This is a genomic window from Anthropogastromicrobium sp. (assembly GCF_037349415.1).
Lineage (GTDB): Bacteria > Bacillota > Clostridia > Lachnospirales > Lachnospiraceae > Anthropogastromicrobium > Anthropogastromicrobium aceti.
Genome location: NZ_JAXWCK010000024.1, coordinates 50483 through 75834, shown reverse-complemented (window position 1 = coordinate 75834; position 25352 = coordinate 50483). Strand labels below are relative to the sequence as shown.

22 protein-coding genes and 1 tRNA gene are annotated in these 25352 nt (G+C 40.5%); 3 read left to right on the top strand and 20 right to left on the bottom strand.

What is annotated here, in order from left to right; translation table 11 throughout:
* The 14 genes from WJP93_RS03840 to WJP93_RS03775 form a co-directional block, all read right to left on the bottom strand.
* On the bottom strand, positions 1–746 hold a 746-nt coding region (locus WJP93_RS03840), incomplete at its 3' end, for a sugar-binding domain-containing protein (protein WP_337547005.1).
* Positions 747–852: 106 nt separating this feature from the next.
* Positions 853–2031, bottom strand: a complete 1179-nt coding sequence (locus WJP93_RS03835; RefSeq protein WP_337547004.1) for a glycoside hydrolase family 28 protein — start codon at positions 2029–2031, stop codon at positions 853–855.
* A gap of 259 nt (positions 2032–2290) precedes the next feature.
* On the bottom strand, positions 2291–3142 hold the full coding sequence (locus WJP93_RS03830; protein WP_227100062.1) for a helix-turn-helix domain-containing protein: 852 nt from the start codon (positions 3140–3142) through the stop codon (positions 2291–2293).
* 101 nt (positions 3143–3243) lie between these two features.
* Positions 3244–4698: a GGDEF domain-containing protein gene (locus WJP93_RS03825; protein ID WP_337547002.1), complete on the bottom strand. Its 1455-nt coding sequence runs from the start codon at positions 4696–4698 to the stop codon at positions 3244–3246.
* Between the two features lie 2 nt (positions 4699–4700).
* Positions 4701–5759: a substrate-binding domain-containing protein gene (locus WJP93_RS03820; RefSeq protein ID WP_337547000.1), complete on the bottom strand. Its 1059-nt coding sequence runs from the start codon at positions 5757–5759 to the stop codon at positions 4701–4703.
* Between the two features lie 184 nt (positions 5760–5943).
* A tRNA-Lys gene (locus WJP93_RS03815) sits at positions 5944–6016 on the bottom strand.
* Positions 6017–6228: 212 nt separating this feature from the next.
* The gene (locus WJP93_RS03810; RefSeq protein WP_337546999.1) at positions 6229–7764 is read right to left on the bottom strand and encodes a bifunctional UDP-sugar hydrolase/5'-nucleotidase; all 1536 of its coding nucleotides are present in this window, start codon (positions 7762–7764) and stop codon (positions 6229–6231) included.
* A gap of 8 nt (positions 7765–7772) precedes the next feature.
* Complete coding sequence (gene surE / locus WJP93_RS03805) at positions 7773–8501, bottom strand: 5'/3'-nucleotidase SurE (RefSeq protein ID WP_337546998.1); 729 nt, start codon at positions 8499–8501, stop codon at positions 7773–7775.
* A gap of 17 nt (positions 8502–8518) precedes the next feature.
* Entirely contained in the window at positions 8519–9865 is a 1347-nt protein-coding gene (locus tag WJP93_RS03800; protein ID WP_337546997.1) for an MBL fold metallo-hydrolase, read from the bottom strand.
* A gap of 74 nt (positions 9866–9939) precedes the next feature.
* The gene (locus WJP93_RS03795) at positions 9940–11223 is read right to left on the bottom strand and encodes an ABC transporter substrate-binding protein (RefSeq protein ID WP_066559787.1); all 1284 of its coding nucleotides are present in this window, start codon (positions 11221–11223) and stop codon (positions 9940–9942) included.
* Between the two features lie 106 nt (positions 11224–11329).
* Positions 11330–12166: a carbohydrate ABC transporter permease gene (locus tag WJP93_RS03790; protein WP_337546994.1), complete on the bottom strand. Its 837-nt coding sequence runs from the start codon at positions 12164–12166 to the stop codon at positions 11330–11332.
* 8 nt (positions 12167–12174) lie between these two features.
* The gene (locus WJP93_RS03785; RefSeq protein ID WP_262537624.1) at positions 12175–13047 is read right to left on the bottom strand and encodes a sugar ABC transporter permease; all 873 of its coding nucleotides are present in this window, start codon (positions 13045–13047) and stop codon (positions 12175–12177) included.
* Positions 13048–13060: 13 nt separating this feature from the next.
* The gene (locus WJP93_RS03780) at positions 13061–14104 is read right to left on the bottom strand and encodes an ABC transporter ATP-binding protein (RefSeq protein WP_337546991.1); all 1044 of its coding nucleotides are present in this window, start codon (positions 14102–14104) and stop codon (positions 13061–13063) included.
* 170 nt (positions 14105–14274) lie between these two features.
* Positions 14275–15210 carry a GTP-binding protein gene (locus WJP93_RS03775; RefSeq protein ID WP_337546989.1) on the bottom strand — a complete coding sequence of 312 codons (936 nt, stop codon included), beginning with the start codon at positions 15208–15210 and terminating at the stop codon, positions 14275–14277.
* A gap of 103 nt (positions 15211–15313) precedes the next feature.
* Between WJP93_RS03775 and WJP93_RS03770 the strand changes: the two genes are divergently transcribed.
* Entirely contained in the window at positions 15314–15598 is a 285-nt protein-coding gene (locus WJP93_RS03770; protein WP_308731250.1) for a metalloregulator ArsR/SmtB family transcription factor, read from the top strand.
* Positions 15588–16268, top strand: a complete 681-nt coding sequence (locus WJP93_RS03765) for an SdpI family protein (RefSeq protein ID WP_337546986.1) — start codon at positions 15588–15590, stop codon at positions 16266–16268. The genes WJP93_RS03770 and WJP93_RS03765 overlap by 11 nt, the downstream gene beginning before the upstream one ends.
* A gap of 113 nt (positions 16269–16381) precedes the next feature.
* On the opposite strand, the gene aspS is transcribed toward WJP93_RS03765, so the two are convergent.
* The 3 genes from aspS to WJP93_RS03750 form a co-directional block, all read right to left on the bottom strand.
* Positions 16382–18145: an aspartate--tRNA ligase gene (gene aspS, locus WJP93_RS03760; RefSeq protein WP_227100072.1), complete on the bottom strand. Its 1764-nt coding sequence runs from the start codon at positions 18143–18145 to the stop codon at positions 16382–16384.
* 358 nt (positions 18146–18503) lie between these two features.
* Entirely contained in the window at positions 18504–19610 is a 1107-nt protein-coding gene (locus WJP93_RS03755; protein WP_337546983.1) for a glycoside hydrolase family 88 protein, read from the bottom strand.
* Between the two features lie 113 nt (positions 19611–19723).
* A complete protein-coding gene (locus WJP93_RS03750; RefSeq protein ID WP_337546982.1) occupies positions 19724–21475 on the bottom strand; it encodes a heparinase II/III family protein in 1752 nt (583 codons plus the stop codon).
* A 272-nt stretch (positions 21476–21747) separates the two neighbouring features.
* Here WJP93_RS03750 and WJP93_RS03745 point away from each other — a divergent pair, with 272 nt between their 5' ends.
* Entirely contained in the window at positions 21748–22530 is a 783-nt protein-coding gene (locus WJP93_RS03745) for an AraC family transcriptional regulator (RefSeq protein WP_337546980.1), read from the top strand.
* Positions 22531–22611: 81 nt separating this feature from the next.
* On the opposite strand, the gene hisC is transcribed toward WJP93_RS03745, so the two are convergent.
* From hisC to rfbA, 3 genes are all read right to left on the bottom strand, one after another.
* On the bottom strand, positions 22612–23679 hold the full coding sequence (hisC, locus tag WJP93_RS03740; RefSeq protein WP_337546979.1) for a histidinol-phosphate transaminase: 1068 nt from the start codon (positions 23677–23679) through the stop codon (positions 22612–22614).
* Between the two features lie 97 nt (positions 23680–23776).
* Positions 23777–24358, bottom strand: coding sequence for a VanZ family protein (locus WJP93_RS03735; protein WP_337546978.1), 582 nt, complete (start codon positions 24356–24358; stop codon positions 23777–23779).
* Positions 24336–25217: a glucose-1-phosphate thymidylyltransferase RfbA gene (rfbA, locus tag WJP93_RS03730; RefSeq protein WP_337546976.1), complete on the bottom strand. Its 882-nt coding sequence runs from the start codon at positions 25215–25217 to the stop codon at positions 24336–24338. Before rfbA ends, WJP93_RS03735 begins: the two co-directional genes overlap by 23 nt.
* Between the last annotated feature and the right edge of the window lie 135 nt (positions 25218–25352).

The following is a 25352-nucleotide window of genomic DNA, read 5'->3' as shown; positions in this document are numbered from 1 at the left end:
GGATATTTACTGCTCCACAGCTGAATACCGTCAAAAAATGCCTCTGTCTCAAACACCAATTCCTCTTCCGCTGCAATTGTTTTGCAACAGGAAAGTTCTTTCACATTTTGGGCTTCGCCCATCTTCTTGTCTAGAAAATTCATACGAGTTCCATCTTCCTCATACAAACAATCCGGAGCAAGAACCGCTCTAAGCGACACACTATGTTTTTCCTTCGATATATTTGAAAGTATAATTCGGATTCGAGCTTTCCAACCACCCATTTCCTGATATATTGGCTCAAACTGCACATTTTTAATATAAACATCCTTAAGCTGTTCAACTGCCACTGGTCTTGTGATGCCGCCATACGTATAATAATCATTTGGAACATGCAGGGCAGATTCCGGCGTAAAACGATTGTCTACATACACCTTTAACTCATGTACTCCGGCCTGAACATTCTTTGCGATTGCAGAAAATGGAGTAAATGCATTGTAATGATGAACCAGTTTTTCATTATCTAAGTAGACATCTGCTGTATGGCTCACTCCCTTAAACTCAAAGCGAAGATTTCCATCCTGTGCTACTTCAATTTTTCTTGTATAGCAGCCAATTCCTCTTTTATCCAAGAAATCTGGATGTTGTTCAATGCATCCTGGAACCATCATCCGATATTGTTTCTCATTTCCTTCCATTGTAAAATCCCAGAGCCCTTCTAACTCTGTACATGGTCGAACTTCATGTGTTTTAAATAAGCGCAGCATATTTTTCCTCCTATATTTTCGCTTTATTTTTACTGTATTTTTCTTTTATTCGAACGCTATTCTTATCTTATTCTCACTTTACTCTCATCTTACTTTTGCTCTTACATTATTCTTGTTCCACTCTCACATTTTCAATCTGAATACTGTCGGTATCCAGTACCGTTATTCCCTTTTTTGCCGTTAAATCAATATCCTTTAACACAATATTCTTCAGTGACTTTTCTGGCAATCCTTTGATTTCAATCGCACTGCCTGCACCACAACCATGTACACGCTCGATTGTGATATCGGTCAGTTCTGATGGCGTATTGGTCAGCGGTTTTACTGTGCTGAATTCATAGAAAGAATTGATCTGTATCGCCTGATCGGATACCTCATTGATCTCAATATCGGAAAACATCGCATTTTTGATAAATCCACCTCTGCCACGCATTGTCTTTATTCGGATGCCCTGCATCGTATTTTTAATGATGCAATTCGATACATGAACATTTTCAACGCCACCTGATATCGCACTTCCGATTACGACGCCACCATGGCCACCATTCATCGTACAGTTTCTGATGGTAATGTTTTTACACACACGTCCCACTCGCCAACCATCCTCATTCATACCGGCATTGATTGCGATGCAGTCGTCACCTGTCTCAAAATGACAGCCTTCGATCAGGACATCATTACAGGAATCCGGGTTCAGTCCATCTGTATTTGGTCCTTTTGAAAGAACAGTTACATTTCGCACGATTACATGGTCGCAGTACACCGGATGAATCGTCCACTGTGGGCCATCCTGTATCGTAAAGTCGGACAGAACAATATCCTGACAATGAATAAATTGGATAAACGAAGGGCGAAGCGCTGCCTTTTCGGTTGCGTAGATTCGCTTTTCGACTGGCATTCCATTTGCCTGTGCATAGCACAACTCATTCGCGGCTTCCTGCTGAAGTTTTTTCCATGGCCACCACTTCTCTCCATTTCCATAGAGTACACCATCACCGATTATGTTGATATCCTCACACCGAAATGCATAGATAAGAGGCGAATAATTATAGCATTCAATTCCCTCCCACCGGGTAAACACTGCCGGAAGATACTCCTCAAATGCACCACTGAAAACAAGCTTTGCACCTGTCTCGAATTGGATATGAACATGGCTTTTTAAGCGGATTGGCCCTGTGTGCCATTCGCCCTCCGGGATAAGAACAGTTCCACCTCCAGCCGCTGCACATGCATCAATTGCCATTTGTATGGCAGCAAAATCAGTTATTTTAAAATTATTGCACATGAAAACCTCCCTAATTACAGTAGCCTTTTCTTTCAGCGTTCCTACTTTTCCCGATTTCATTTGCCGAAAGATTGCATCCTGTTTTATTTGACTGGTTTCATGTTATCATTTTTTAGGGGGACTTTTTTCTTTATTTGTTGCTTTTTTATGCTATTTTTTCTCTCTTTATTGTCTTTCCTGCTTTCAATTTTTCGTCTTCATCTTTTTTTGTTTTGATCTTTTTTATTCTAATCTTTTTTTACTTTTCGCTTTTTTTGTTTTAGTTTTTTTGGCTTTTCGCTTTTTCATTTTTCTCTTTTTGTTTAATCTGCATAGGCGTAGCTGCATAAATTTTCTCGAATGCCCGCTCCATCGCCCCATAATTGGCGAATCCCGACTTCTGAGCCACCTGTTCTACACTCATATTAGGCAGATTTAAATAATGGTATGCTTTTTGTGCTCTGACATGTGTAAGATAATTCATAACAGAAACACCCATATTCTTTTTAAATAAATGACTCAGATAATATTTGTCAAGATGGGACTGTTCTGCGATTTCATCCAAGGTAAGCTTTTTTTCGCAATTATCGTTTATATAGTCAATCGTACAAGTAAGCGTACTCGGAAGGCGGTGCGCCTGTGTTTCCTGCTCCTTGCAAAAATCAACAATTCGCGAAAGAATTAACACAAGCTCACAACAAAAAATCTTCTCGTCCAACACACTTTTTTTCTTTTTGCGGCTGTACAAATCTTGAAATAACGCTTCCATTTGTATTGTCTGTTCTTTTGTCAGTGTCATCACACCTGCATGAAGCTTTAAAAGCAGACGCTTTCCCTCATTGCCCAGAACTGTTTCAAAATAGGCTTCCTTAAAATTAACCGTATACCGCTCATAGTACGTCTGCTGCGCACTTGCCCCATAATGGAGTTCATATGGAAGCAAAACAACGATATCTCCCCTCTTTAAAAGATATTGCTTATCTTTCAAAAAGAAAAAGCGGTTTCCATCTACCTGAAAATAAATCTCAAATCCTTCATGATAATGCTGCACTGCCATGTCGTGCAGTTCAAAACTCTTTACATAACTAATATCAACATTTCCATGAAGGGAAATTCCTGTCCGTTTTTCCATATGTTCTCCATTAAATTTACGTCTGTTAATCTTTTAGATTTCTTAATCTCTTAGGGTTCTTAATTTCTTTAGTCTCTTAATTTCCTTAATTTCTTATCCTCTTACTTCGCACCCTTCATTTTAAAAGTGCCTTTTCCATTTCGTTTCACATCATAAAGCATGTTGTCCGCACTTCTGCACAACGATACAAAATCCTCACCTTCGCCAGCAAAAGCTACTCCTCCTGCACTGGCAGACACCGTGACATGCTCACCGCCTGACATCATCAAATGAGAAATTTCCCTTTGAAATTCGTCCATATATCTATGAGCAGCATCTGACGCAGCATTCTTTATGTAAACAACAAACTCATCTCCTCCATAGCGGCCAAGAATACTATCCTTAGGGAAACATTTTTTCATAGCAGCTGCAAAATGCTTCAGGCACAAATCTCCATTAGCGTGACCATATTTATCATTATAATCCTTAAAGTTATCCACATCAATAAAAATAAAAACGCCTGATATCCTCTTTAAAAGAGTTTCATCCACAGCTGCCTGAAATGCTCTGCGGTTAAAAAGCCCTGTGAGTGCATCAGTATCAGACAATCCTTTATAAATTTCCTTATCCTTCTTTTCCATAAGAAGAATTGTAAGCATATACAATATCGTAAATAACATGAGGATGCTTCCATACACAACACCCCAAGCAGAAAAATACTGTGTAATATTAGAAATTTTTTTATTTGCCAGCTGTACTATAATATACCATCCCGGCATACTCGAAATACTTCGATATGAAATAGTTGCGTCCTCGCCTCTAACATTTGCTGTAAATCTGCCTTCTTTTACCCCCATGCGCATATCAAGCATCCAATCATTGTAAGAATATCCATTGTAATAGCGAAAATATTTTTGCTGAAGAAGCAGATTATTCCATATACCTGATGTTGATTCTTTACCGCTAATACATGTAATATAATTTTCCGAATCTGCCTTTAGCAGATGAACGCTGACTTTGCCCTGTAAAAGCTCATAAATCCCAAGCTTTTTTAAATTTTCTATCATAACAGATACATAAAGTGCATCTATTCTGTCATCATCTGGCGCCATAGCAACAACCGTCATAACCATACCACCATTCTTGCTTGACTGATATGGTTCAGAAACAAATGATTCTTCTGCTTTTTTTACCTGTTTGTCCAATCCATTCTTTTTAAGATCAGCCACCGCACAGGCACCGCCATAGATCTCACCGTCTTTCATAAAAAAACCTATATCACAAAAAACAGTCTGATCAAGATCGCGCTCCAAACGCGCTAGTATCTCCTCTGGCTCTTTATCCTCTATATTTCGTACTGTTTTGACATTTTCCTTTGCATAGCTTTGAAGATAATCTATAGTTTCATTCATCTTTTCAGCATATAATCCACTGATTAACTCCAAATGCTCTGTATTATAATCCTTTGCAATCTTCGTTAGATGAAAATAGGCTATTACAATTACAGCAGTACACACTACTAGATATAATACGAGCATTCCTCTTCTCTTTTTTTTGCTCTTTCTTCGATCCTTCACGATCATTCCCTCCCACTAAGATAATCCGCATCAATCAGTACCACTCCAGTATCAAAATACTTTTGTTCATACCTACTTCCACTTACAAAATCATATAAAGCAGTAAGACCAAGATACCCCATTTGATCCTGTCTCTGCATAAGTGTTCCTGCAAAATAATCCGGATTTTGAATGATCTGAACCGTAATATCTGCCATATCAAAACCAACTAAAACAATATCTTTTCTATTTTCTTCTAAAAGCTCATTTGCTATGCCGATGGTTGATGTATTGTTACACCCAAAAATACCTTTCAGGTTTTCATGCTGATCAATAAGCTTCTTCGCATCAGACTGCGCTTTTTCTACATTACCGCCATTTAAGTAAATGTCCTGTGCAATCTCCCATTTTGCCGGTGAATGCAAAGACCAGTATTCTAAAAAACCTGATACGCGATTTATCATCGCCTGTGACGTATCAGATGACAGCATAATGCCTACTTCAAGCTCCTCTGACGGCAAATTGCCTGCTTCCTTTAATAAACCAAGCATTTCCTTTGCCGCCATCTGTCCTGCATTTACATTATCTGTCATATAGCAGGCATCAAATTCGCATTGATTAATGGAAGAATCAATCAATGCCACATATATCCCACTCTCCCTTGCTTTTTTACAGCTTTCCACAAGCTCATCCGAGGTTGCCGGTGCAAGCAAAATTCCACTCGCACCGCTTTCTATTGCTTCATCAATCAATTTAATCTGACCTTCAATATCAGTCTCATTGTCGATTCCGCCAAGATATACAGATGCATCTATTTCATTTGCCGCTTTTGATACGCCTTCTATCACCGTCTCCCAGTAGACTCCATGGTAATTCTTTAAAATTACATAAAAGCTTTTATCACTGTCAGAATCTGAAATACATGTATACTCCACTATAGAAGACTGTGCTTTTAAGCTTGTATCAACCTTCTTTTGGCATCCGATTGCTGTCAAAAAAAGGATTGTAGACGCGACAATCATCAAAAAATATGCTTTTTTATAATTTTTGCGCGCATTTTGTTCTGTTTTTCGAGTTTTCATTCCTTCCCCCACACGAATATAGTCTAATTGCACTATTTTTATAATGCAAAACTCTTCTTAACTATTATAGCGCACGGAGTTTTTATGTCAATTTATTTTTTTCGCTCTCCTCGTGCATACAGTCTGGAAAGCACAAAAAAAGCACCGACCCCAGAGCTCATATGTCTCCAAAACCGGTACTTGATGCGCCTCCAGGGGTTCGAACCCTGGACACCCTGATTAAGAGTCAGGTGCTCTACCAACTGAGCTAGAAGCGCGTTTTTATTTTGTATGTTGTTCTCATCAACATGTGCTTAGTATAATACAACACGCGATAAAAGTCAAGCAAATTTGACAAAATCTTACATTTTCTTTACATATTCATTAAGTTTTACAAAACAATTGGGAAAGATTTCAGATTTCGTCAACATTTTATACAATTAGCTTCATCTGTATTCTTTCCCAATTGACATTTATTATACACCTATTTTCATTTTTTCTCAGAATCAATGGCAACTGTGCCATGTGTACGGAAATAATCCATTATAATCTCTACCATCTCTGTATTAATTTCCTTTACCAATGGGCATGTTGGATACATCGGATAGCCGCCTGCACCACTGTAACGGTAATTATTCATGCACAGTGTAAACTCATCATCAGGCTGCACTGGCTTTCCCTGGTAACACAGATTCTGAATGCGACTTCCCATCGGTGCCTCTGGGTGGATCTCCCACGTAACACCTGCAAAGTAATCATAATTATAATGCTCGACCTTCGGAGAAAGGAAGCTCTTTGCTACTACTACTTTGCCATTTTCGTCGATCTCGAAATATTCTGCGGCACGTTCCATAGCTGCTCTTAACTTCTCTCCTGTGATACGGCATACTACAAGAGTATTGGGGAATGGATATGTGGCAATTATATCTCTTGTTGTTACACAAGCATTAAAGCCCACAATATCATTTGCAAGTCCAACTATGGACAGCTGTGCCCCAGATACATCAAGCTGTATGCGATTAATCAAATCGGCAATACCACTTCCTTCTAATGCCATTTTCACCTTGTCCTCTGGGTAAAGCGGTCTGCTTAGATGACCAAGCGGCTCATCAAGCCACTCCTGTACCTTAGCCTCCACAAAACTGTACTTCCCACACAATTCCTTTGCATTATCAGGGTTTGGCTGAACCTTCTTTGAATTGATGGAGGTAATTGTTGCCGGATAAGTTGCGTTTCCAGAAGCCTTTGCCTTCTCGAGATCAATCTCTACATAAGCATATTCTCTGCCATTTGCAAGCGGCTGAAGTGTGTAAGTGCCGTTAACCATTCTTCCTGCCACCGGCATGTGCTGATGACCTGTTAATAGTACATCAAAGCCAAGTTCAGTACAGATTTTGTAACCGATATTCTCAGTCGTTCCTGACAAACGTTTTCCAGTCTCTAAATCACTCTCAAAGCCGCCATGATAAATACATATCGTCAGATCAACCTTGCCCTGTAAATCTTCTAATGCTTTTTTTGCAGCCTCAAACGGATCAACCACCTGAATGCCAACGAGATTTTCTTTTTTCTCCCACACATTGATATAATCAGTTACGATACCGACTAGTCCGACCTTCACACCGTTTTTCATCATGTGAATCATATGCGGATAAAGAATATTTCCCTCGCTGTCAAGCACATTCTCACATACACAAGTACCTTTATGGTTATTGCGGTAAATAGCCTGATATTCCTGACCATAGTTAAAATCATGATTTCCAAGCGTATAGAAATCATATCCACAGTCATTTGCCATCTGTGCAATATATTCGCAGCTTCCAAGAATATTTCTGCTGTAGTAGGCATATGCAGAGCCCTGAAGCATATCGCCTCCATCAATCACAAGTGTATCGTCATCCTTTTTGTATTCAGACGCACACGCAAACAGACCCATCGGTTTTACCTCTCGGTCACCATATGATGTCGGATAGAAATATCCGTGTACATCTGACGTATAATAGATTTTTACTTTTCTTTTTTCCATTATTTAACCTAGTCCTTTTGATATCCAAGTGCCGCGCAGCGCACAGAACCTATGGATATGAAATTATTGAGAAGCGCACTGATATCAGTCCCCTCCTCTGCCTTTTCTGTCATTACACCCTTTGAGCGAAGTGAGAAACTGCCGTCTGCATGATTTGTACGCACATAGTCGTCCTGATAAAACTGGTGCTTTGCAGGGATACGATCACGCAAGATTCCCTTACACTCTGAAAGTTTACAGCCTGGAAAGTTCACATTCCAAATGCGATCCATTGAAAGATTTTCATCAAGAAGCTCTTTTACAATCGAAATAAAATATGCGTCTACAGTCTCCCAGCTTGTATCATTTTTGTTAGAAAAAGCAAATGAACGGATGCCATTTGCAAGCGCCTCCATTGCTGCACCAACAGTTCCTGAGTAAAGAATGTCAATTCCAGTGTTATAACCACTGTTAATTCCTGAAAATACAACGTCTGGCTTTTCTGGCATCAAAAACTCAAGCGCTACCTTTACACAATCTGCCGGAGTTCCGCCCACACTATAGGCACGCACGCCATCTACATCATAGCATTCAGGTGTCACTTCAATATCTTCAAATAAGGTAATTCTCTGTGACATCGCGCTGCACTGGCTCTTTGGTGCCACAACCCACACCTCGCCAAGCTGCATAGAAAGTTCAGCCAACTTTCGTATACCAGGAGCTTTTATTCCATCATCATTTACAATTAAAATTCTCATTTGATGTCGCTCCTATTTTAATTCTTCTTTAAGATCATCTCGCCATTTTCAAAAACAAAGCACTCACCATACTCTGGCAGGATACGCTTATCTGCATGTGCGGTGTTTACCTGCTCCGGACGGAAGCTGTGAAGCGGAACGAGAATATGCGGTGCAATGGTATCCAGCATAGTTCTTAAATAGTATGGTCTGGAGTGACCTCCGATTCCAATATTCATGTATGGAATGTTCATATGATCTAAAATACGGTGCATCTTTCCAAAAGAAGGATCATAATCGCCAAGCGGCGCACCATCCATATGAATATAAAGTGTAATTACAGAACTTAAATCCATCAGCTCATAAAAGTTTACGTAGTCCTGCTGTAAAATATATTTTGACGGATTAGAAAGAAGTTCCTCTCTTGTGATAATACTCCAGCCACGCTCCTCTGCCTTCTTAGCATCAGCACCAACGCTATTTTCATACATCAAAATCTCATCCTCTGGATAGAATGTCTGCACATAATCTGCCTGAACACCGTCCATGACAAGCTTTCTTCCAGTCTTTTGTGCTGTCATGATCAAATGATGAAGACGCTCTACATTTCTATTATATGGGTTAACAATAATAAGTCCCTTCTGCTCTGTGGACTCCTTACATATCGTATCTTGTAACCATTCCTCGCTTCTTTCTGGCTCTTCTGGCTTAGTAAGAGAAAGTATATCCACATCATCAAAGCTTACTGTAACACCCTCGGTAATAAGCACATCCACACCCTTCATTTTCTGTCCAAACGCTTTTGTAATCTCTGGATGGAAGCCATGGAAACGATAATCTCCTGTATAGCAAATCGTTCCCCCCGGTGTCGTAATTCGATATCCGCATGCACCAATCACATCATGATCTATCGCCTCTACTTCAACTGTAATATCACCTACGGTAAAGCTTTCACCATATGGGATGCCAATGCAGTTTTTATGGCCCTTTACCTGAATATCACCGCAAGCCTCAAGTCTGCGATATAGCTTTAAAGAATCCTCACTCATATAAACTGGAAGATTCTGATCAAGCATGCCAAGACCTCCCATATGGTCGATATGCATATGAGAAATCACAAAAAAGTTTTTCTTCTTGTCGTTTTCAAAGCTGACAAGGCCTAATGTTTTTGCCGTCTCTTCATCATAAATACCATCCTGTGAAGCTAACACTCCAAGACGTGCATAATCTGCCGCGCACTCATTATAGCGCACTGCAATCTTATCATCCATGCGATCCATTACTGCAAATCCGAAATCAAACATGCATCTTGCCTCATCTGTTTCAACTACAACAAACGTGCCGCCGATTTCTCTTAATCCATTATAAAATGTTAATGTTGTCATAAAATTTCCTTTCCTTAAAAGATGAAAAAGGAGCTGCCATTAACTGACAGCCCCCGTATGTTCCTACTTTTAACTTATTCAGCTACGGAAGAAGACTCCTCTTCTGCAGCAACACCGTCAACGCCTAACTTATCGTTGAGCTCAGTTACAAGATTCTCAAGAACTTCTTCTGGTTCAAGCTCGTCCAGAATAGAATCCTCTAAAACAGTGCTTACAGTATTCATTACATCATAGCTGCCATCAAATACTGGCTGAGCGAAGAAGTATGGAGACTGCTCGTATGCAGACTTATAGTTGTTGGTCTTATCCTCGTCCATGAACTTCTTAAATTCATCTGTCTCATATGCAGACTTTCTTACTGGCAGATATCCTGTCTCTTCAGACCACTGGATAGTGGAATCAACGCTTGTTAGATACTTCATGTATTCCCATGCAGCATTCTGCTTGTTTTCATCGGTGCTGAACATATAAATGTTAGTACCTGCCTGATTAACGGCCTTTTCCTTGTTGCCCGGAACAGGTGCTACGCCAAGCTCCCATCCATCTGCAGTAATGTAAGAAACACCAGTACAAGAACCGATGTAACCGCCGATCATCTGGTTGGAGATAACATTGGAGAAGTAGCTGTCCTCACCTACAAGACGTGCATAGCCGCTGTTGTAAAGGTTCATGATATAAGAAACTGTCTCAAGACCTGCCTCATTATCAAACAGAGCGCCGTCCTCACTTACGTACTCACAGTCATTCTGATGCAGAGATGCCTCTAAGAAGCCTGAAAGATCATCTACACCAAGAATTTCAATATCCTTTGCTTCCTTTAACTTCTTTCCTGCCTCAGTCAGCTCATCCCATGTGGTAGGTACATCAATGCCAACCTCATCAAACAGAGTCTTATTGTAGAAGTAAACGTAAGTACTCTTGTTGAATGGTACACATGCAACAAAGCCATATACTTCGCACTCATCCTTGTAGCTGTCGATCAGATCATCATAATCGAAATCCTCATCGGTAACGAAATCATCTAACGGAATGATCTTATCAGTATAAGCAGTTACCCAGTTGTTATAGCCCTGTGACAGATCCGGCAAAGTATCTGCAGCTGCGTTTGCTGTCAGCTTTGTGCTTAAGTCACTGTAGTTACCCTGATTTACAAGTGTAACTGTGATACCGTACTCATTCTCCTCATTGAACTTATCAGTAAGAGCTGTCAGAGATTCTTCCTGCTTACCGTTCATTGCGTGCCAGAATGTGATCTCACATGGCTCAATAGTCTTTGCCTCGTCTGCAAATGTCGGAACAGCCATTGCACCAACCATAGACATTGACATTAAAACTGCACTTACTTTTCTTAACTTCATGAATTTCTCCTTTCTTTTGCCCTCTTCGGGCATGGGGACTAAATAGTACATTTGTACTCTCTATAGAATCCGGATTTCCGGTTTCTAACATAATAATCACAACAAGTTATCCCTTGATACCACTCTGTGTAACACCCTCGATGACGTACTTTCGAAGAATCAGGTAAACAACAACAATTGGAAGTACTAAAATACAAGATGCTGCCATTATAAGCTCATATGACGAACCGTTCTCTGTCTGAAACTGCATCAGTCCATAGGAAAGAACACGCATCTCCTTACTGTTTGTAACAAGTAACGGCCACATAAAAGAGTTCCAGCATCCGATTGCATTTAAGATACATACCGTGGTAATCGGACTCTTATTAATCGGAATCATGATCTTGATCAAATATTTAAAGTCATTACACTTATCAACCTTTGCCGCCAGATAAAGTGCATCTGGTACCTGTGAAAAGAACTGTGTCAGCAAGTAAATATAGAATACACTCGCTAAATACGGAACGATCATTGCCTGATAAGTATTGATCCATTTTAACTTTGTGATAGTAATGAAGTTTGTAATAATTAACATTTCTCCTGGAATCATAAGTGTAGCCAACATTAACGAAAGCATGAGCTTCTTTCCTGGAAAATTCAAACGTGCAAATGCATAAGCAGCAAGTACAGTAGTAACAAGCACTCCTGCTGTAGAAACGATAGTAACGACCAAAGTGTTAAAAATATAGCGTGGAAATGGAGCAGACTTCCAAGCCTCAGCAAAGTTTGAAAACTGCGGTACCTTCGGGAAGAGGGAAGGCGGAATGGCCGTGATCTCCGCTGATGTCTTTAGTGATGACAAAATCATCCACAAAAACGGAAGAAGCGTAAAGATTGCACCTGCAATCAATATGGCATATTTCAACACCTCTGCAACAACATTTACAATTTTTCTTTTATTCATCTTTTCTCTTATCCATCCTTTCTTCCTGTCAGCTTCCTCTGAACGAAGGTAAGGACTAGGATAATTCCAAATAAAACAACTGCTGATGCAGATGCTTCACCGTATTCATACTGATTGTAAAACTTATCGTACAAATAGTAAACAACGGTAATCGCACTGTTTGCCGGACCTGCCTTTGATGCAAACAAAGAATACACTTCATTATAAACCTTAAATGCATTTATCATACCCATTACAAGCGCGTATGATACCATAGGCATAATACCAGGAAGTGTGATCTTTGTAAAGACTCTCCACTTCGGTGTTGAGTCAACCTTTGCAGCATTATACAAATCAGGTGAAATGGTCTGAAGTCCTGCTAAAAAGATTAAAATATCAAATGCCATGCTCTTCCAGATACTAAAAATAATAAGTGCCGGAAGCGCATACTGCTTCTTGTTCAGCCACGGAATTGCTTTGATGCCAAACCATGAAAGGATCTGATTTAACAGACCATAATGCTCGTTAAATATCCATCTCCAAACAATACCAATTGCAATAACACTTGTAACATATGGCAAAAAGTAAAGTGTCTGGAAAAATCCCTGAAACTTGATCTTACTATTTAATAAAACAGCGATCAAAAGAGATAATGCAATAGAACACGGAACTACAAATGCAACATAAATTCCAGTATTAGTCAATGCCTTAATGAAGTATTTATCCTTGAAAATACTTACATAATTACTAAAGCCCACTGATGCATACGTACCGTTTATCATGTTATAATCTTCCATGAAACTCATAATAAAAGCACGAATCAACGGATAAATCGTAAATAAAAGAATGACAATTAATGCGGGCATCAAATAAAGATAGCCCTTCATGCTTTTCTTTTCCATAGGGTTCTCCTTATTAATATTTTCCTACTGTCTTTCCTGTCTGGTCAAACAAAAGGATCTGGTTGTCACGAATAGTTACACAAAATTCAGTGCCGACACTAACCTGCATATCGGAATGAACTAGCACACGAAGTTCTTCTTTTGCAAGTGCTACGCGAAGCTGTAACTCTCTTCCTGTCATGCGCACATGAGTTGCCTTAACTAAAATACCGTTTTCTGATACATTAAAGGCCTCTGGACGAACACCAGCCTTGTAGTTGCCATCAGCTGCCTTGCAGCCCTCACGAAGAACGACATCACCGCACATAATCTTTCCGTCCTTAACAGTTACATCAAAGATATTGATCTGCGGAGTACCAAGAAACTGTGCAACAAACAAATTACCCGGATTTAAGTACATCTTCTGCGGTACCTCGAACTGCTGTACAACTCCCTTTTCCATAACTGCAATGCGGTCAGATATACTCATCGCCTCTTCCTGATCGTGAGTTACAAAAATTGTGGTGATACCAACCTCCTGCTGGATGCGGCGAATCTCTTCACGTGTCTCAACACGAAGTTTTGCATCAAGATTTGAGAGTGGCTCATCTAAAAGTAGTACCTCTGGCTTCTTTACAAGTGCTCTTGCAATTGCAACACGCTGCTGCTGACCACCTGAAAGAGCCTTAGGCTTTCTGTCCATCAGATGATCAAGCTGTACAAGCTTTGCCATCTCTTGGGCACGCTCTCTTGCCTCTGCTTTGGGAACCTTACGGTTAATTAACGGGAACATGATGTTGTCCGCAACAGTCATATGCGGATACAGTGCATAGTTCTGGAATACAAGGCCGATCTCACGATCCTCCGGTGCAACCTTTGTTACATCTTTTCCTCCAAAATAGATGTGTCCAGAAGTCGGATCATTCAAACCAGCAAGCATGAACAGTGTGGTGGATTTTCCACAGCCAGACGGTCCGAGCAGACCAACCAACTCACCATCTGCAATGTTCAGGTTCATGTTGTCAACAGCTTTGAAGTCTCCATATGCCTTCGTCAGATTCTCAATTTTAATCTCCATTCTTACCTCAATCTGCTGCCAGCGCAGCTTTTACCTACAGTTTTCGTGCCATATGCACGTTTTTTAACTTTCTCGTCTATAAATTATAATATATCTTTTGCAAAAAATCTAGTGGTATCCTATAGTTTTCGCTGTGTTTTGAGTAAATTTTACTTTACAAGTTCATAATTTCATGCTTGCAAATATGCTTCGATTTTTTCTTTATTAAGCCCCTCTCCTATCACGATAATGATCTGCTGACCATTTGCGATTGGATTTAGCTGGCGCTGTGCGGCAGTTGCATTTAATTCAAACCAACCATCTGGTGTCTCAAGAAAGCCCTTGATACGATGCACATGACCACATGATGGATCTCCCAAAATTTGAGTGGCTGCATTTAAAATCTGTTCCCTCGTTAATGGCAGATTCATAAATGAAAGTGAGGAAAATGATTTATCATCTTCGACATCACGCTTTTGCCAGCTCTCGGTGTGGTAGCCACATGTTAAAATACGATTCCAATCATCGTTTGTAAGCTCATCCCATTTCTTTTTCATAACATCTTCTTCTGACAATTTTCTTGTACAAGAAATAGCTTCCATTGCGCGATTTATATGCGGCAGAATAGTATCTGCCTGCTCTTTTGATGATTCATCAAGCTTGCTTATAAAAACAAGACCTGCATCTGCCGCTTCTGAGCCTAGAAGATACTCGGCATCCTTTGACATCTTCTCTGGCAGTCCTGCATCGGCAATCGCGATAACATTTCCTATCTCATACCATTTATCAAGCGGATCTTCTCTCAGTGCATCAAAAAACTCATCCACATCAAATATACCTGACGGCTCCACAATCACACGGTCATAGCCGCACATACCCATCGCAATCAGCTTCGTCTTAAAACGTCTGCGGTGGCAATCCTTATCGCAGCCGCCAGAAACCATTTCAAGTTCACATTGATCCCCCATCAGATCCTGTAAAAGCATCATATCTACATTGACAGCACCATAATCATTTTCCAAAATTCCAATGTTTTTACCGCTGTCAATCAAATATTTTGCATACTTCTTTATGAAAGTAGTCTTTCCTGAACCAAGAAAGCCTGTAATCAAATCAATTTTAACCATGGTTAGTTCCTCCTTACTTTGTGATGCACCCCTATTATACTTGACTTTTGCTGGTTTGTGGTATAGAATCTATTTAAAATAATTTTTAAATAGATTTGAGGTGATGAGATTGGCCGTTGCAGAAGTACTAGATGCTCTTGCAGATAAAAATCGGCGCAATATTTTGCTAAAGTTAAAGGAAGGAAAAATCAGCTCAGGTGATCTGGCAATTGCTCTTGGCATGACGCCACAGGCACTCTCCTATCATCTGGCGAAATTAAAAAAAGCAGACTTGATCTACGAGACTCGCGAAAAGAACTTTATTTATTATGAACTTGATCTTTCGATTTTGGACGAAACGATCTTGTGGATTACTCAATTGAGAGGAGAGAAAAACAATGAAAAATAAGAAATTACTCACAGCGCTGTATATTATTTTAATGCTTCTTCCACTGATTGCGGTTGTAGTGGCTTATCCATTCCTGCCAGATAAGATACCTGCCCATTATGGAATGAACAATCAGGTTACACGTTGGGGAAATAAATCTGAGACTTTTATTTTTCCTATTATTACACTATTCTTCGGATTTTTTATGTATATTGCAGCCCGAGGTGCCGCCGAACAAGAAAAGAAAGGAAGCGGTAGCGAAAAAAATAACAGCACGATCACTTTTGTAGCCGGAATTTTAAGTATCATGGTATTTGATATTTTGACCTTCTATTTTCTCTATGCCGATTTTCATCAGGTAGAAAATCTGAATGATATGCCATTCTCCCTCACAAAGATTTCATTTGGCGTTCTCGGAATTGCCCTCATCATTCTAGGAAATATCATGCCGAAACTAAAACGAAATTCCATTATCGGCCTTCGCACCCCATGGAGCATGAAAAACGTTGTCGTTTGGAAAAAAAGCCAGCGGTTCTGCGGTATTTTATTCATGTTGTCAGGTATCATCATTCTGATATTATGTTTCTTATTAGAAGGAACTTTACTAACGGTTGTTTCTCTGGTATTGTTAGTCAGTGCTGCAATTGCAGGTGGCATTTATTCCTATTTAGCAGCACAAAAGGAAACTTGATTGAGCCACCGGGACAGTAAAAGAGCCAGCGTACCTGTCCCGGTGGTCAAAAGAAGCAGGAGAAAATCGTCTCGATTTTCTCCTGCTTCTTAATATATATACAAGAAAACAACTTACTCGTCTTTCTTGTCCTCTACGATTTTAATATGAACATCTGCCAGCTGCTTCTCGCTTACTGTAGCCGGTGCGCCCATCATAACATCCTGTGCATTCTTATTCATTGGGAATGGAATAATTTCACGGATGCTGTCCTCACCTGCAATCAGCATGATCATACGGTCAACACCTGGTGCAATTCCTGCATGCGGCGGAGCACCATAGCAGAATGCGTTATACATAGCCGGGAATTTTGCCTTTACATCTTCCTCGCCGAGACCAACTAACTGGAATGCCTTAACCATGATCTCTGGATCGTGGTTACGAACAGCGCCTGATGAAAGCTCTACGCCATTGCAGACTAAATCATACTGGTAAGCAAGAATATCAAGCGGATTCATAGTCTCAAGTGCCTGTAAACCACCCTGCGGCATAGAGAATGGATTATGGCAGAACTCTAATTCGCCAGACTCCTCACCGATCTCATACATCGGGAAGTCAACAACCCAGCAGAACTCATAGCAATCCTTCTTCATATAGCCTTCGAAAGAAGCACCGATTGTCTTGCGGATGACACCTGCTGTCTTCTGAGCAGTCTTTAAGTCGCCTGCAGACAGTGCAACGAAATCACCTGCCTTTAAGCCAAGTGCGCTCACAACTGCATCCTTGTGATCAACAACAAACTTGGAGATTCCTCCAGTCAGCTCGCCCTTGTCATCTAAACGGAACCAATATGCCTTCTGACCGCTTACTACCTCAACATCAGCACACATCTTATCGATCTGCTTTCTGGTACCCTTGAAGTTTTCAGCAACGACTGCCTTTACCTTATTTCCTGCAAATGGACCGAAGCCACATTCTGCAAGCACTTCTGTAGCATCCTGAACGATCAGACTGATACGAAGATCCGGCTTATCAGAACCATACTTGTCCATTGCCTCAAGATATGGGATTCTCTTAAACGGCGGCTTTGATGCCTCATGGTAAATACCATACTTTGCAAAGATTGGCGGAAGGACATCCTCAAGGATCTCAAATACGTCTTCCTGATCAGCAAATGCCATCTCCATATCAAGCTGATAAAACTCACCCGGAGAACGGTCTGCTCTTGCATCCTCATCACGGAAGCACGGAGCGATCTGGAAATAACGGTCAATTCCAGAGGTCATAAGAAGCTGCTTGAACTGCTGCGGAGCCTGTGGAAGAGCATAAAACTTGCCCGGATGATTTCTTGCTGGAACAAGATAATCTCTTGCACCCTCTGGAGAAGAACATGTCAAGATTGGTGTTGTGATTTCCATAAAATCATGACCAATCATAGAAGCACGAAGATCTGCAACAACCTTGCTTCTCAAAACAATCTTCGACTTAACCTGCGGATTTCTCAGATCCAGATAACGATATTTCAGACGAACATTCTCATCTGCTTCCTTTGAATGGTTAATCTGGAACGGAAGCTCGTTGTAACGGCACTTTCCAAGAACTGTAAGCTTACTTGGAACTACCTCGATCTCTCCTGTTGGAAGATTTGCGTTCTTAGAACTGCGCTCTCTTACAGTTCCAATAATTTCGATTGTAGACTCATAGTTGATAGAAGACAGCTGCTCCATGATTTCCTCTGTCTCTACTACAATCTGTGTTGTTCCGTAAAAGTCTCTCAAAATCAAAAATCCAAGATTCTTGCTGACCTTACGGAGATTTTCATACCAGCCGACAAGCTTTACTTCCTCGCCGACATTTGCCAGTCTTAACTGACCACAATTGTGTGTACGTCCCTGCATAGGTATTATATCCTTTCTAGACCACCTGTAGATTCTAGCTTTTTTCGTTACGATTATATCATTCACGTTCTTTAAAGTCAATAAGCCGCTTGAGGCACTGTAGGCAGTTCGCGCGTTATGCTACCATGTTACGAAAGTCCTTCGGTGCAATGGTTTCGTCGCCGGACCAAACTCCGCAGGTTCCTTTTACATTCTTTATTATCAAACATTACTTTGAAAGACCTGCTCCAAGTGTCCGGCTCGTGAAAGCCATTCACCTCAGGGCTTTGCTATAAGCATTGACTGATCCGTGAACTGTAAAAAAACGGCCCAGGGTTTCCACCCCGGACCGCTTACTTTAATATTCAGTTGTAAAAAATTACCAGATGAACAGCTCGTCTCCTGTCAGCTTCCAGATTGCCTCGATGAAGTAGTAATCTGCGTAGATCATTGGGAAGTTATGATCTGGCTCGTTGTAAGCTGCTGTACATTTCTCAAGAAGCTCGTCTACGTTTGGATCGTAGTTACAGCCCTTCTCATCAATTGCCTTCAGAAGTCTGATTGCTGCGTCCATGTACTTCTGCTTCTTCCAGTTCTTTGTTACCTTGCTCAGCTCGATAAGACCACATGCTGCAATCGCTCCTGCAGTATCATCTCTCCAATCACAAGACGGATCCTGATAGAAGTCTACCGGAATCAGGCCGCTCTCCGGAATACATGAGATGAAGTAATCAGCAACACGCTCTGCTGTCTCTAAGTAACGCTCCTTCTTTGTATGCATATAGCTTAAGGTAAAGCCGTACAGTGCCCAGCCCTGTCCTCTTGTCCAAGAAGAACCATAGGACATACCCTGTCCGCCGTAAGAACCATTACAATCGCCTGTTACAGGATCAAACTCAACGATATGGCGGGAAGAACCGTCAGGACGGATAAATACCTTTGCAGCGGTATCAGCATGATTCATAGCGATATGTAAGAAGCTCGGATTTTTGCTCTCCTCATATGCCCAGTACAGAAGCGGAAGGTTCATCATACAGTCGATGATTGCCCAATCTGCTCTTGAGTTCCATGCAACGATATACTCACCCTTTGCATTGTAACGTCCTGCAAGGTTAGAAGCTGCGATCATACCTCTGTTTCTGGACTCCTTAGAGCCAAACAGACGATAATTTGCTACTGCAGTCGGCAGCCAACGGAAACCACTATCATGATCCATTACGCTAGAATCAAGTAATACAGAATCCATCTTCTTCTCAAGATTTTCTGCAACCTCTTTATAAATCGGCTCTTTTGTTGCCTGATACAACTGCCACATCATACCGCCCCAGAAACCATTGGTCCACCATCCGAGTCTTGTCTCAGAAAGATCATCAAATACACCATTCTTTGCGATATAAGGAACCTTGTTTACACTTCTCTTGATTACTTCAATTTCTTTTTCCTTAATCTTCTTGGCAACTCCCTGTGCCCATGCCTTGTTATCCATAACGTTTCTCCTTTTTAATCTCTATTTTTTATTAAAAGCAACAGCAAACCTTTCTTTATTCCAGATTATATCGCTATTGCTTTCTAGCGTAAAAATTTTTACCACCCAGGCAATTACTTATCTGGCTGTTCCAGATAAAAATACATTTTGCAATCTACATTTTGTTCATTATGCAAAACTTCCCAGCTGATGCGATTAACCAGCTCATCTTGTGCTTCATGGTTGACGTGCGGCTCTTTTGTAACTAAAACAGCTCCGGCTGCCTCGCCAAACTCAATAACAAGTTTGTGTCTTTCTCCATGAATTACCACTTTATTTTTGTGATCCTGACCTGTGTGTACTGTTACTGGATAGCGTGTTACCAGATTTTCAAAAACTGGAACATCTGCATCACATACAACATGATCTCTTACAGTAAATGAACCTGTTTCTTTTTCAAATGATATTTCTCGCAAAACAGTATCCACACTAGATACGTCATATGCCTTCGCAAAGGAAATTAAAATAGTATTCTCATCCTTTCGCTCAAATGCATCTGCGCGATACTTTGATCCAGCCTTCTGGTCTACACCGCCGATAATTGGCATGTTATGGCCTTTTCCGCGTGTACAGAAAATTTCATAGCGTTCATCTGAGAAATACTTCTTTGTGTATTCACCTGAACCTAAATCCTCTAAAAGTGCCTCGCCATCTGCCAGATATAAAAAACTTCCTACATCATTATGGTTATGAGGTTCATCATTATTTCCACCCTTAGCAACCAATGCTGTATTATCTTTACCTCTAAGAATACACCACTGCGCATCCTTTAAAAAATCAGTACCTTCTTCTAAAAGTGGCTTTGGCTCCTCTACTATCTTCTTTTCAACATCTTCCAGATAATTCTTAGTCCAATACCATCCTGTATACAGCTCATTCCAGTTCCAGCAACGATCTCCTGAAAAGCCTCTTGCGTAGATTGGATCCGGGAACCTAATATCCTTGTAAAGATTTGCCAGACAGCATGTCAATCCAATTGGATATTCTCCATTGCTGCTTCCATCTGAAAAGCTGATCGTGCGGCCATGTGAAAAATAACACATTTCCTGGAAATGAGCAATTTTCTCTACCTTCTTTAATGCCATCATATCATAAGTCGGATTATATAATCTCTGATCCATAGCAAAGACTACCATGTTCATAAAGCCATATACCCAGTAGCCAAGACCTTCTTCACAGACACCATCCTCGCCAAAGCCAGCAAGATAATAAGTTTCAATAGCATAGCGAATACGTTCTAAAAAAGCATCCTTCTCTGGTCCATCCTCTAACAGATATATCGCTGTGCTTCCGATATTTCCGCAGCAGACTGCATTCCAGTTATTTGTTGCATCCTCCCACCAATATGCCGGTGCCTTCGCACTCATAAACGGTGTCAGAATACGGCGAAATACTTCCTTGCGAATACATTCCTTTGTCTCCTCAGACAGCTCATCTTTAAGCAGCATATATAGATGTGCCAACGTATGTCCTGTCTCACTTGCAGTAAGATCAATAGTCATACGCCAGTTTGGATTCTCCAGACGCTTTACGTGTGCAGAGAGTGCCCAGCATTCCTCTGAGCAAATTCCTTTTATAACATACTCAAGCTTTTCAATATCTTCTTTCTTATGCCAGATCACACTTGCAAGGCCAAATGTAGATAAAAACTCTCTTCTCTTGAAGTAGCCTTCCTCATAGCGCAGACGATTTCCAGTAATCTCATATTCGTCAAACAATTCTCTTGAAAGCTCTGGCATCATTTCATCTCTTAGCTGATTTGAAATGTCGCGCACTTCGTTTTCATAATGTTCAGCATAATTCTTGATTTTATCAAGCATTTTCATTTTTCAAACATATTCAACACAAGACTGTTGTTTTTATGCATTGCATCAATCAACTATGTCCTGTATTTTTCATCCTCCCCTTTTGATTATTGTATATTTTTTCCTATATAAAGTATTTATATTAGTCATCTGTTTGTATGTTATGTTCAAACAGTATTCTTTTTTCATTTTCTTTTATCATACATCATTGACAAACTTGATGCAATAACATAAACTAGTAAGAAAACTAACATATCCTATCATGTAACTATTCAGAAGGAGGTATATGTTTCATGATCAAGGCAATCACAGGAGGATATATTAACATTCACCCAAGCACTTTTCGAATGAGCCGTCCAAAAGGGCTACCTCATTTTGTACTGCTCGTTGTTCGTTCACACGGAAGCTTTGATATCGGTTCAGAGCATTTTTCCGTTGAGCCTCCGCAAATAATTATCTTAGCACCACACACACCAAATTATTATGGAAATCCAGACGGTGATTATGTAAATGACTGGCTTCACTTTGATACTGATGAACCCAAGCTCATTGAACGCTTAAATGCGATCAGCAACCATCCGTTCTCAGTTGAAGACACTGATATTTTTTCCTTCTGCATCCGTCATATTCTACTAGAACTTTCCTTTGGACAGCCTGACTTAAAGGATGAAAATATGCGTGCTCTGTTTACCTTTTTATTTAACAGCCTTTCTACAGCACATGCATCTTTCAAAAGCCGTACATATATCACACCTCTTGAAAATCAGCTTAAACAGCTTCACCTTGAAATTTCTAATTCACTTGAGCAAAAGCATTCAATTGCACGATGTGCCAAGCAGCTTAATATAAGTGAATCTTATTTTCAACTTATCTATAAAAAACTGTTTGGCGTTTCCTTTCAGCAAGATCTGATTCTTATGCGTGTGACACGAGCAAGATTCAATCTGTCTACAAGCAATCTGTCGCTCTCCCAGATTGCAGAACTTTGCGGCTATAACAATGAAGTTCATTTCTATCGCCAATTCAAGAAATTAACTGGTGTAACACCTGCATACTATAGGAAGCACCCATTTTAAAAAAGCAAAAAAACAGAGACAAATCATTTTACCGATTTTGTCTCTGACTTTTTATCTAATTTATTTTATTTCGTATATTCTTTATGCCTGCAGCAAGATTTCTCTCAATGCTGCCTCAAGTGCCTGTATCTGCTCATCAGTACCGATCGTGATACGCAGATAATTATCAATACCTGGCTTGTTAAAATAGCGAACAAAAATATTTCTAGCCTTTAATGCTGCAAAAATCTCCTTTGCAGGCATGCTCTTGTGTGCTGCAAAGATAAAGTTTGACTGAGAGTCTGGGAAAGAAAAACCAAGCGCTGCCAATGCTTTCTTTGTCTTTTCACGAGTTTCACAAATCTTTTTTACATGTTCCTCAAAATAAGCTTTATCATTTACAGCCTCAACACCGCAAAGAAGCGCCACACGGCTCATTGTATAGGAATTAAAAGAATATTTTACATCATTAAGTGCTTTAATCAGTTCTTTATTTCCCATCGCATATCCAATACGCATTCCAGCCATGGAACGTGACTTAGAGAAGGTCTGAACAACTAGCAGATTTGGATACTTTTCAATCAGAGTGCGTGCTGATGGGCCGTCTGCAAAATCCACATAGGCTTCATCGACAATGACAACAACATCTGTGTTCTTCTGTAAAATTTCCTCAAATGTCTCAAGCGGCTCATACACTCCAGTCGGTGCATTCGGATTTGGAATGACAATACCGCCATTTTCTTTGAAATAGTCTTCCTTTTTGATCATCATCTGATCATCAAGCGCGCATGTCACATACGGGATACGGTACAGATCAGCCCACACATCATAGAAAGAATACGTCACATTCGGAAACAGAATTGGTTTTCCAGAGTTAAAAAATGTCAGAAAGCTCATACTTAAAACATCATCAGAACCAATTCCCACAAAGACCTGATCCTCTGCTAACTCATAGTAATCTGCCAGTGCTTTTACAAGACAGCCATTTGTCGGGTCTGGATAAAGACGCAACAGATCTGCGTCCATGCTCTTTAACACACGCGCTACGCCAGGTGCAGGTGAATATGGGTTTTCATTTGTGTTTAGCTTTATCACGTCTGGATTTTGTGGCTGTTCTCCCGGAACATACGGCACTACTTTTCTGATATTCTTTTCCAATGCTTCTGTCATTTTTTATTCCTCCTGCTGTCCTATATGATGTCTTGTCTTTGGCATCTTCGCTTTCATTTTTTTGCTTTGATGCCTTATTTTGTCTTACTTTTATATATTACTTTTCTGTCTGCCTCTGCATTTTTCTTACAAATTTTCTTACTATAAGCACCATGGCCATCAGTGCAAGCAGACATCCAACTGCTGCTCCTGAGCTGTCTATACACACATCTCTTACCTGCGGGGAACGCTCTCCGGTAAACATCTGGTGAAACTCATCACTTGCTGCATAAAGCGTACCTGTGATCCAAGCAATAAACCAGATGCGGCGTAGGCGAAGCTTCATTATATGCATATTTTCCTTTTGCGGCACCAGAAAAATCTTCGGTCTCCACTCATAATAAAATAAAAAAAGAAGCACGCCCAGAATCATGTATTCTGTAAAATGCGCTCCCTTGCGTACAAAAAATGTGACCATCTCCCGAAATCTGATCTGTTCGCTCTTTGCAAGGCTGTTAAAATCAGGTTTTACTACGGCAATCACCCGTTCTACTACCCGACCGCTCGTCTCAGACGACGCAGCGCCGTCCTGACTGGAGAACATGAAAATCACGCCCATCCATCCAAGCACCAGCGCTGCCAGCAATATCACACGATATTTTCTTTTCATCATTATTTTATTTGTCGATGTACTTTCCATTCATGACATCTAACAGATAAGCACCGTACTGATTCTTCTTATAGATCTCATAAATCTCCATTAACTGCTCCTTTGTGATCCATCCATTTAAGTATGCGATCTCCTCCAGACAAGCAATCTTTCTATGCTGATGTGTCTCAACGGTACGCACAAAGTTAGTTGCATCTACTAAAGACTCATGTGTACCAGTATCAAGCCATGTAAATCCCTGTCCCAAAAGCTCAACATTTAATTCACCGTTCTCCAGATAAATGCGGTTCAGATCAGTGATTTCAAGCTCTCCTCTTGCAGATGGCTTTAAGTTCTTTGCATACTCAACAACACGGTTATCATAGAAATAAAGACCAGTTACACAATAGTTGCTCTTTGGATGTGCCGGCTTTTCTTCGATAGAGATTGCCTTTCCATTCTTATCAAACTCAACAATACCAAAACGCTCTGGATCGTCTACATAATAGCCGAATACAGTAGCACCGACTTTGCGGTCTGCTGCTTCCTTTAATCTCTTTGTCAGACCATGACCTGCAAAAATGTTATCGCCAAGAACCATTGCTACATTATCATTGCCAATAAAATCAGCGCCGATAATAAATGCCTGAGCCAGTCCGTCTGGGCTTGGCTGCACAGCATAAGACAGCTCGATTCCAAACTGATGACCATCACCTAAAAGTGCCTTAAATCTCGGTGTATCATCTGGTGTAGAGATGATTAAGATCTCGCGGATTCCTGCGTTCATAAGAACAGACAGCGGATAATAAATCATCGGCTTATCATAAATCGGAAGCAGCTGTTTTGATGTTACTCTGGTCAGCGGATACAGTCTTGTACCACTGCCGCCTGCTAAAATAATTCCCTTCATTGTTTCATTTACCTTTCTTTTTTTGTGGTGCTCTCTTTGGCAAACGATAGCATTTAAGCCAACATCTGCCGGACAGCTTCTATTCGCAGTATAGCATAAGCGTTACTGGTTGTAAAGGAAAAAACATGATGCTTA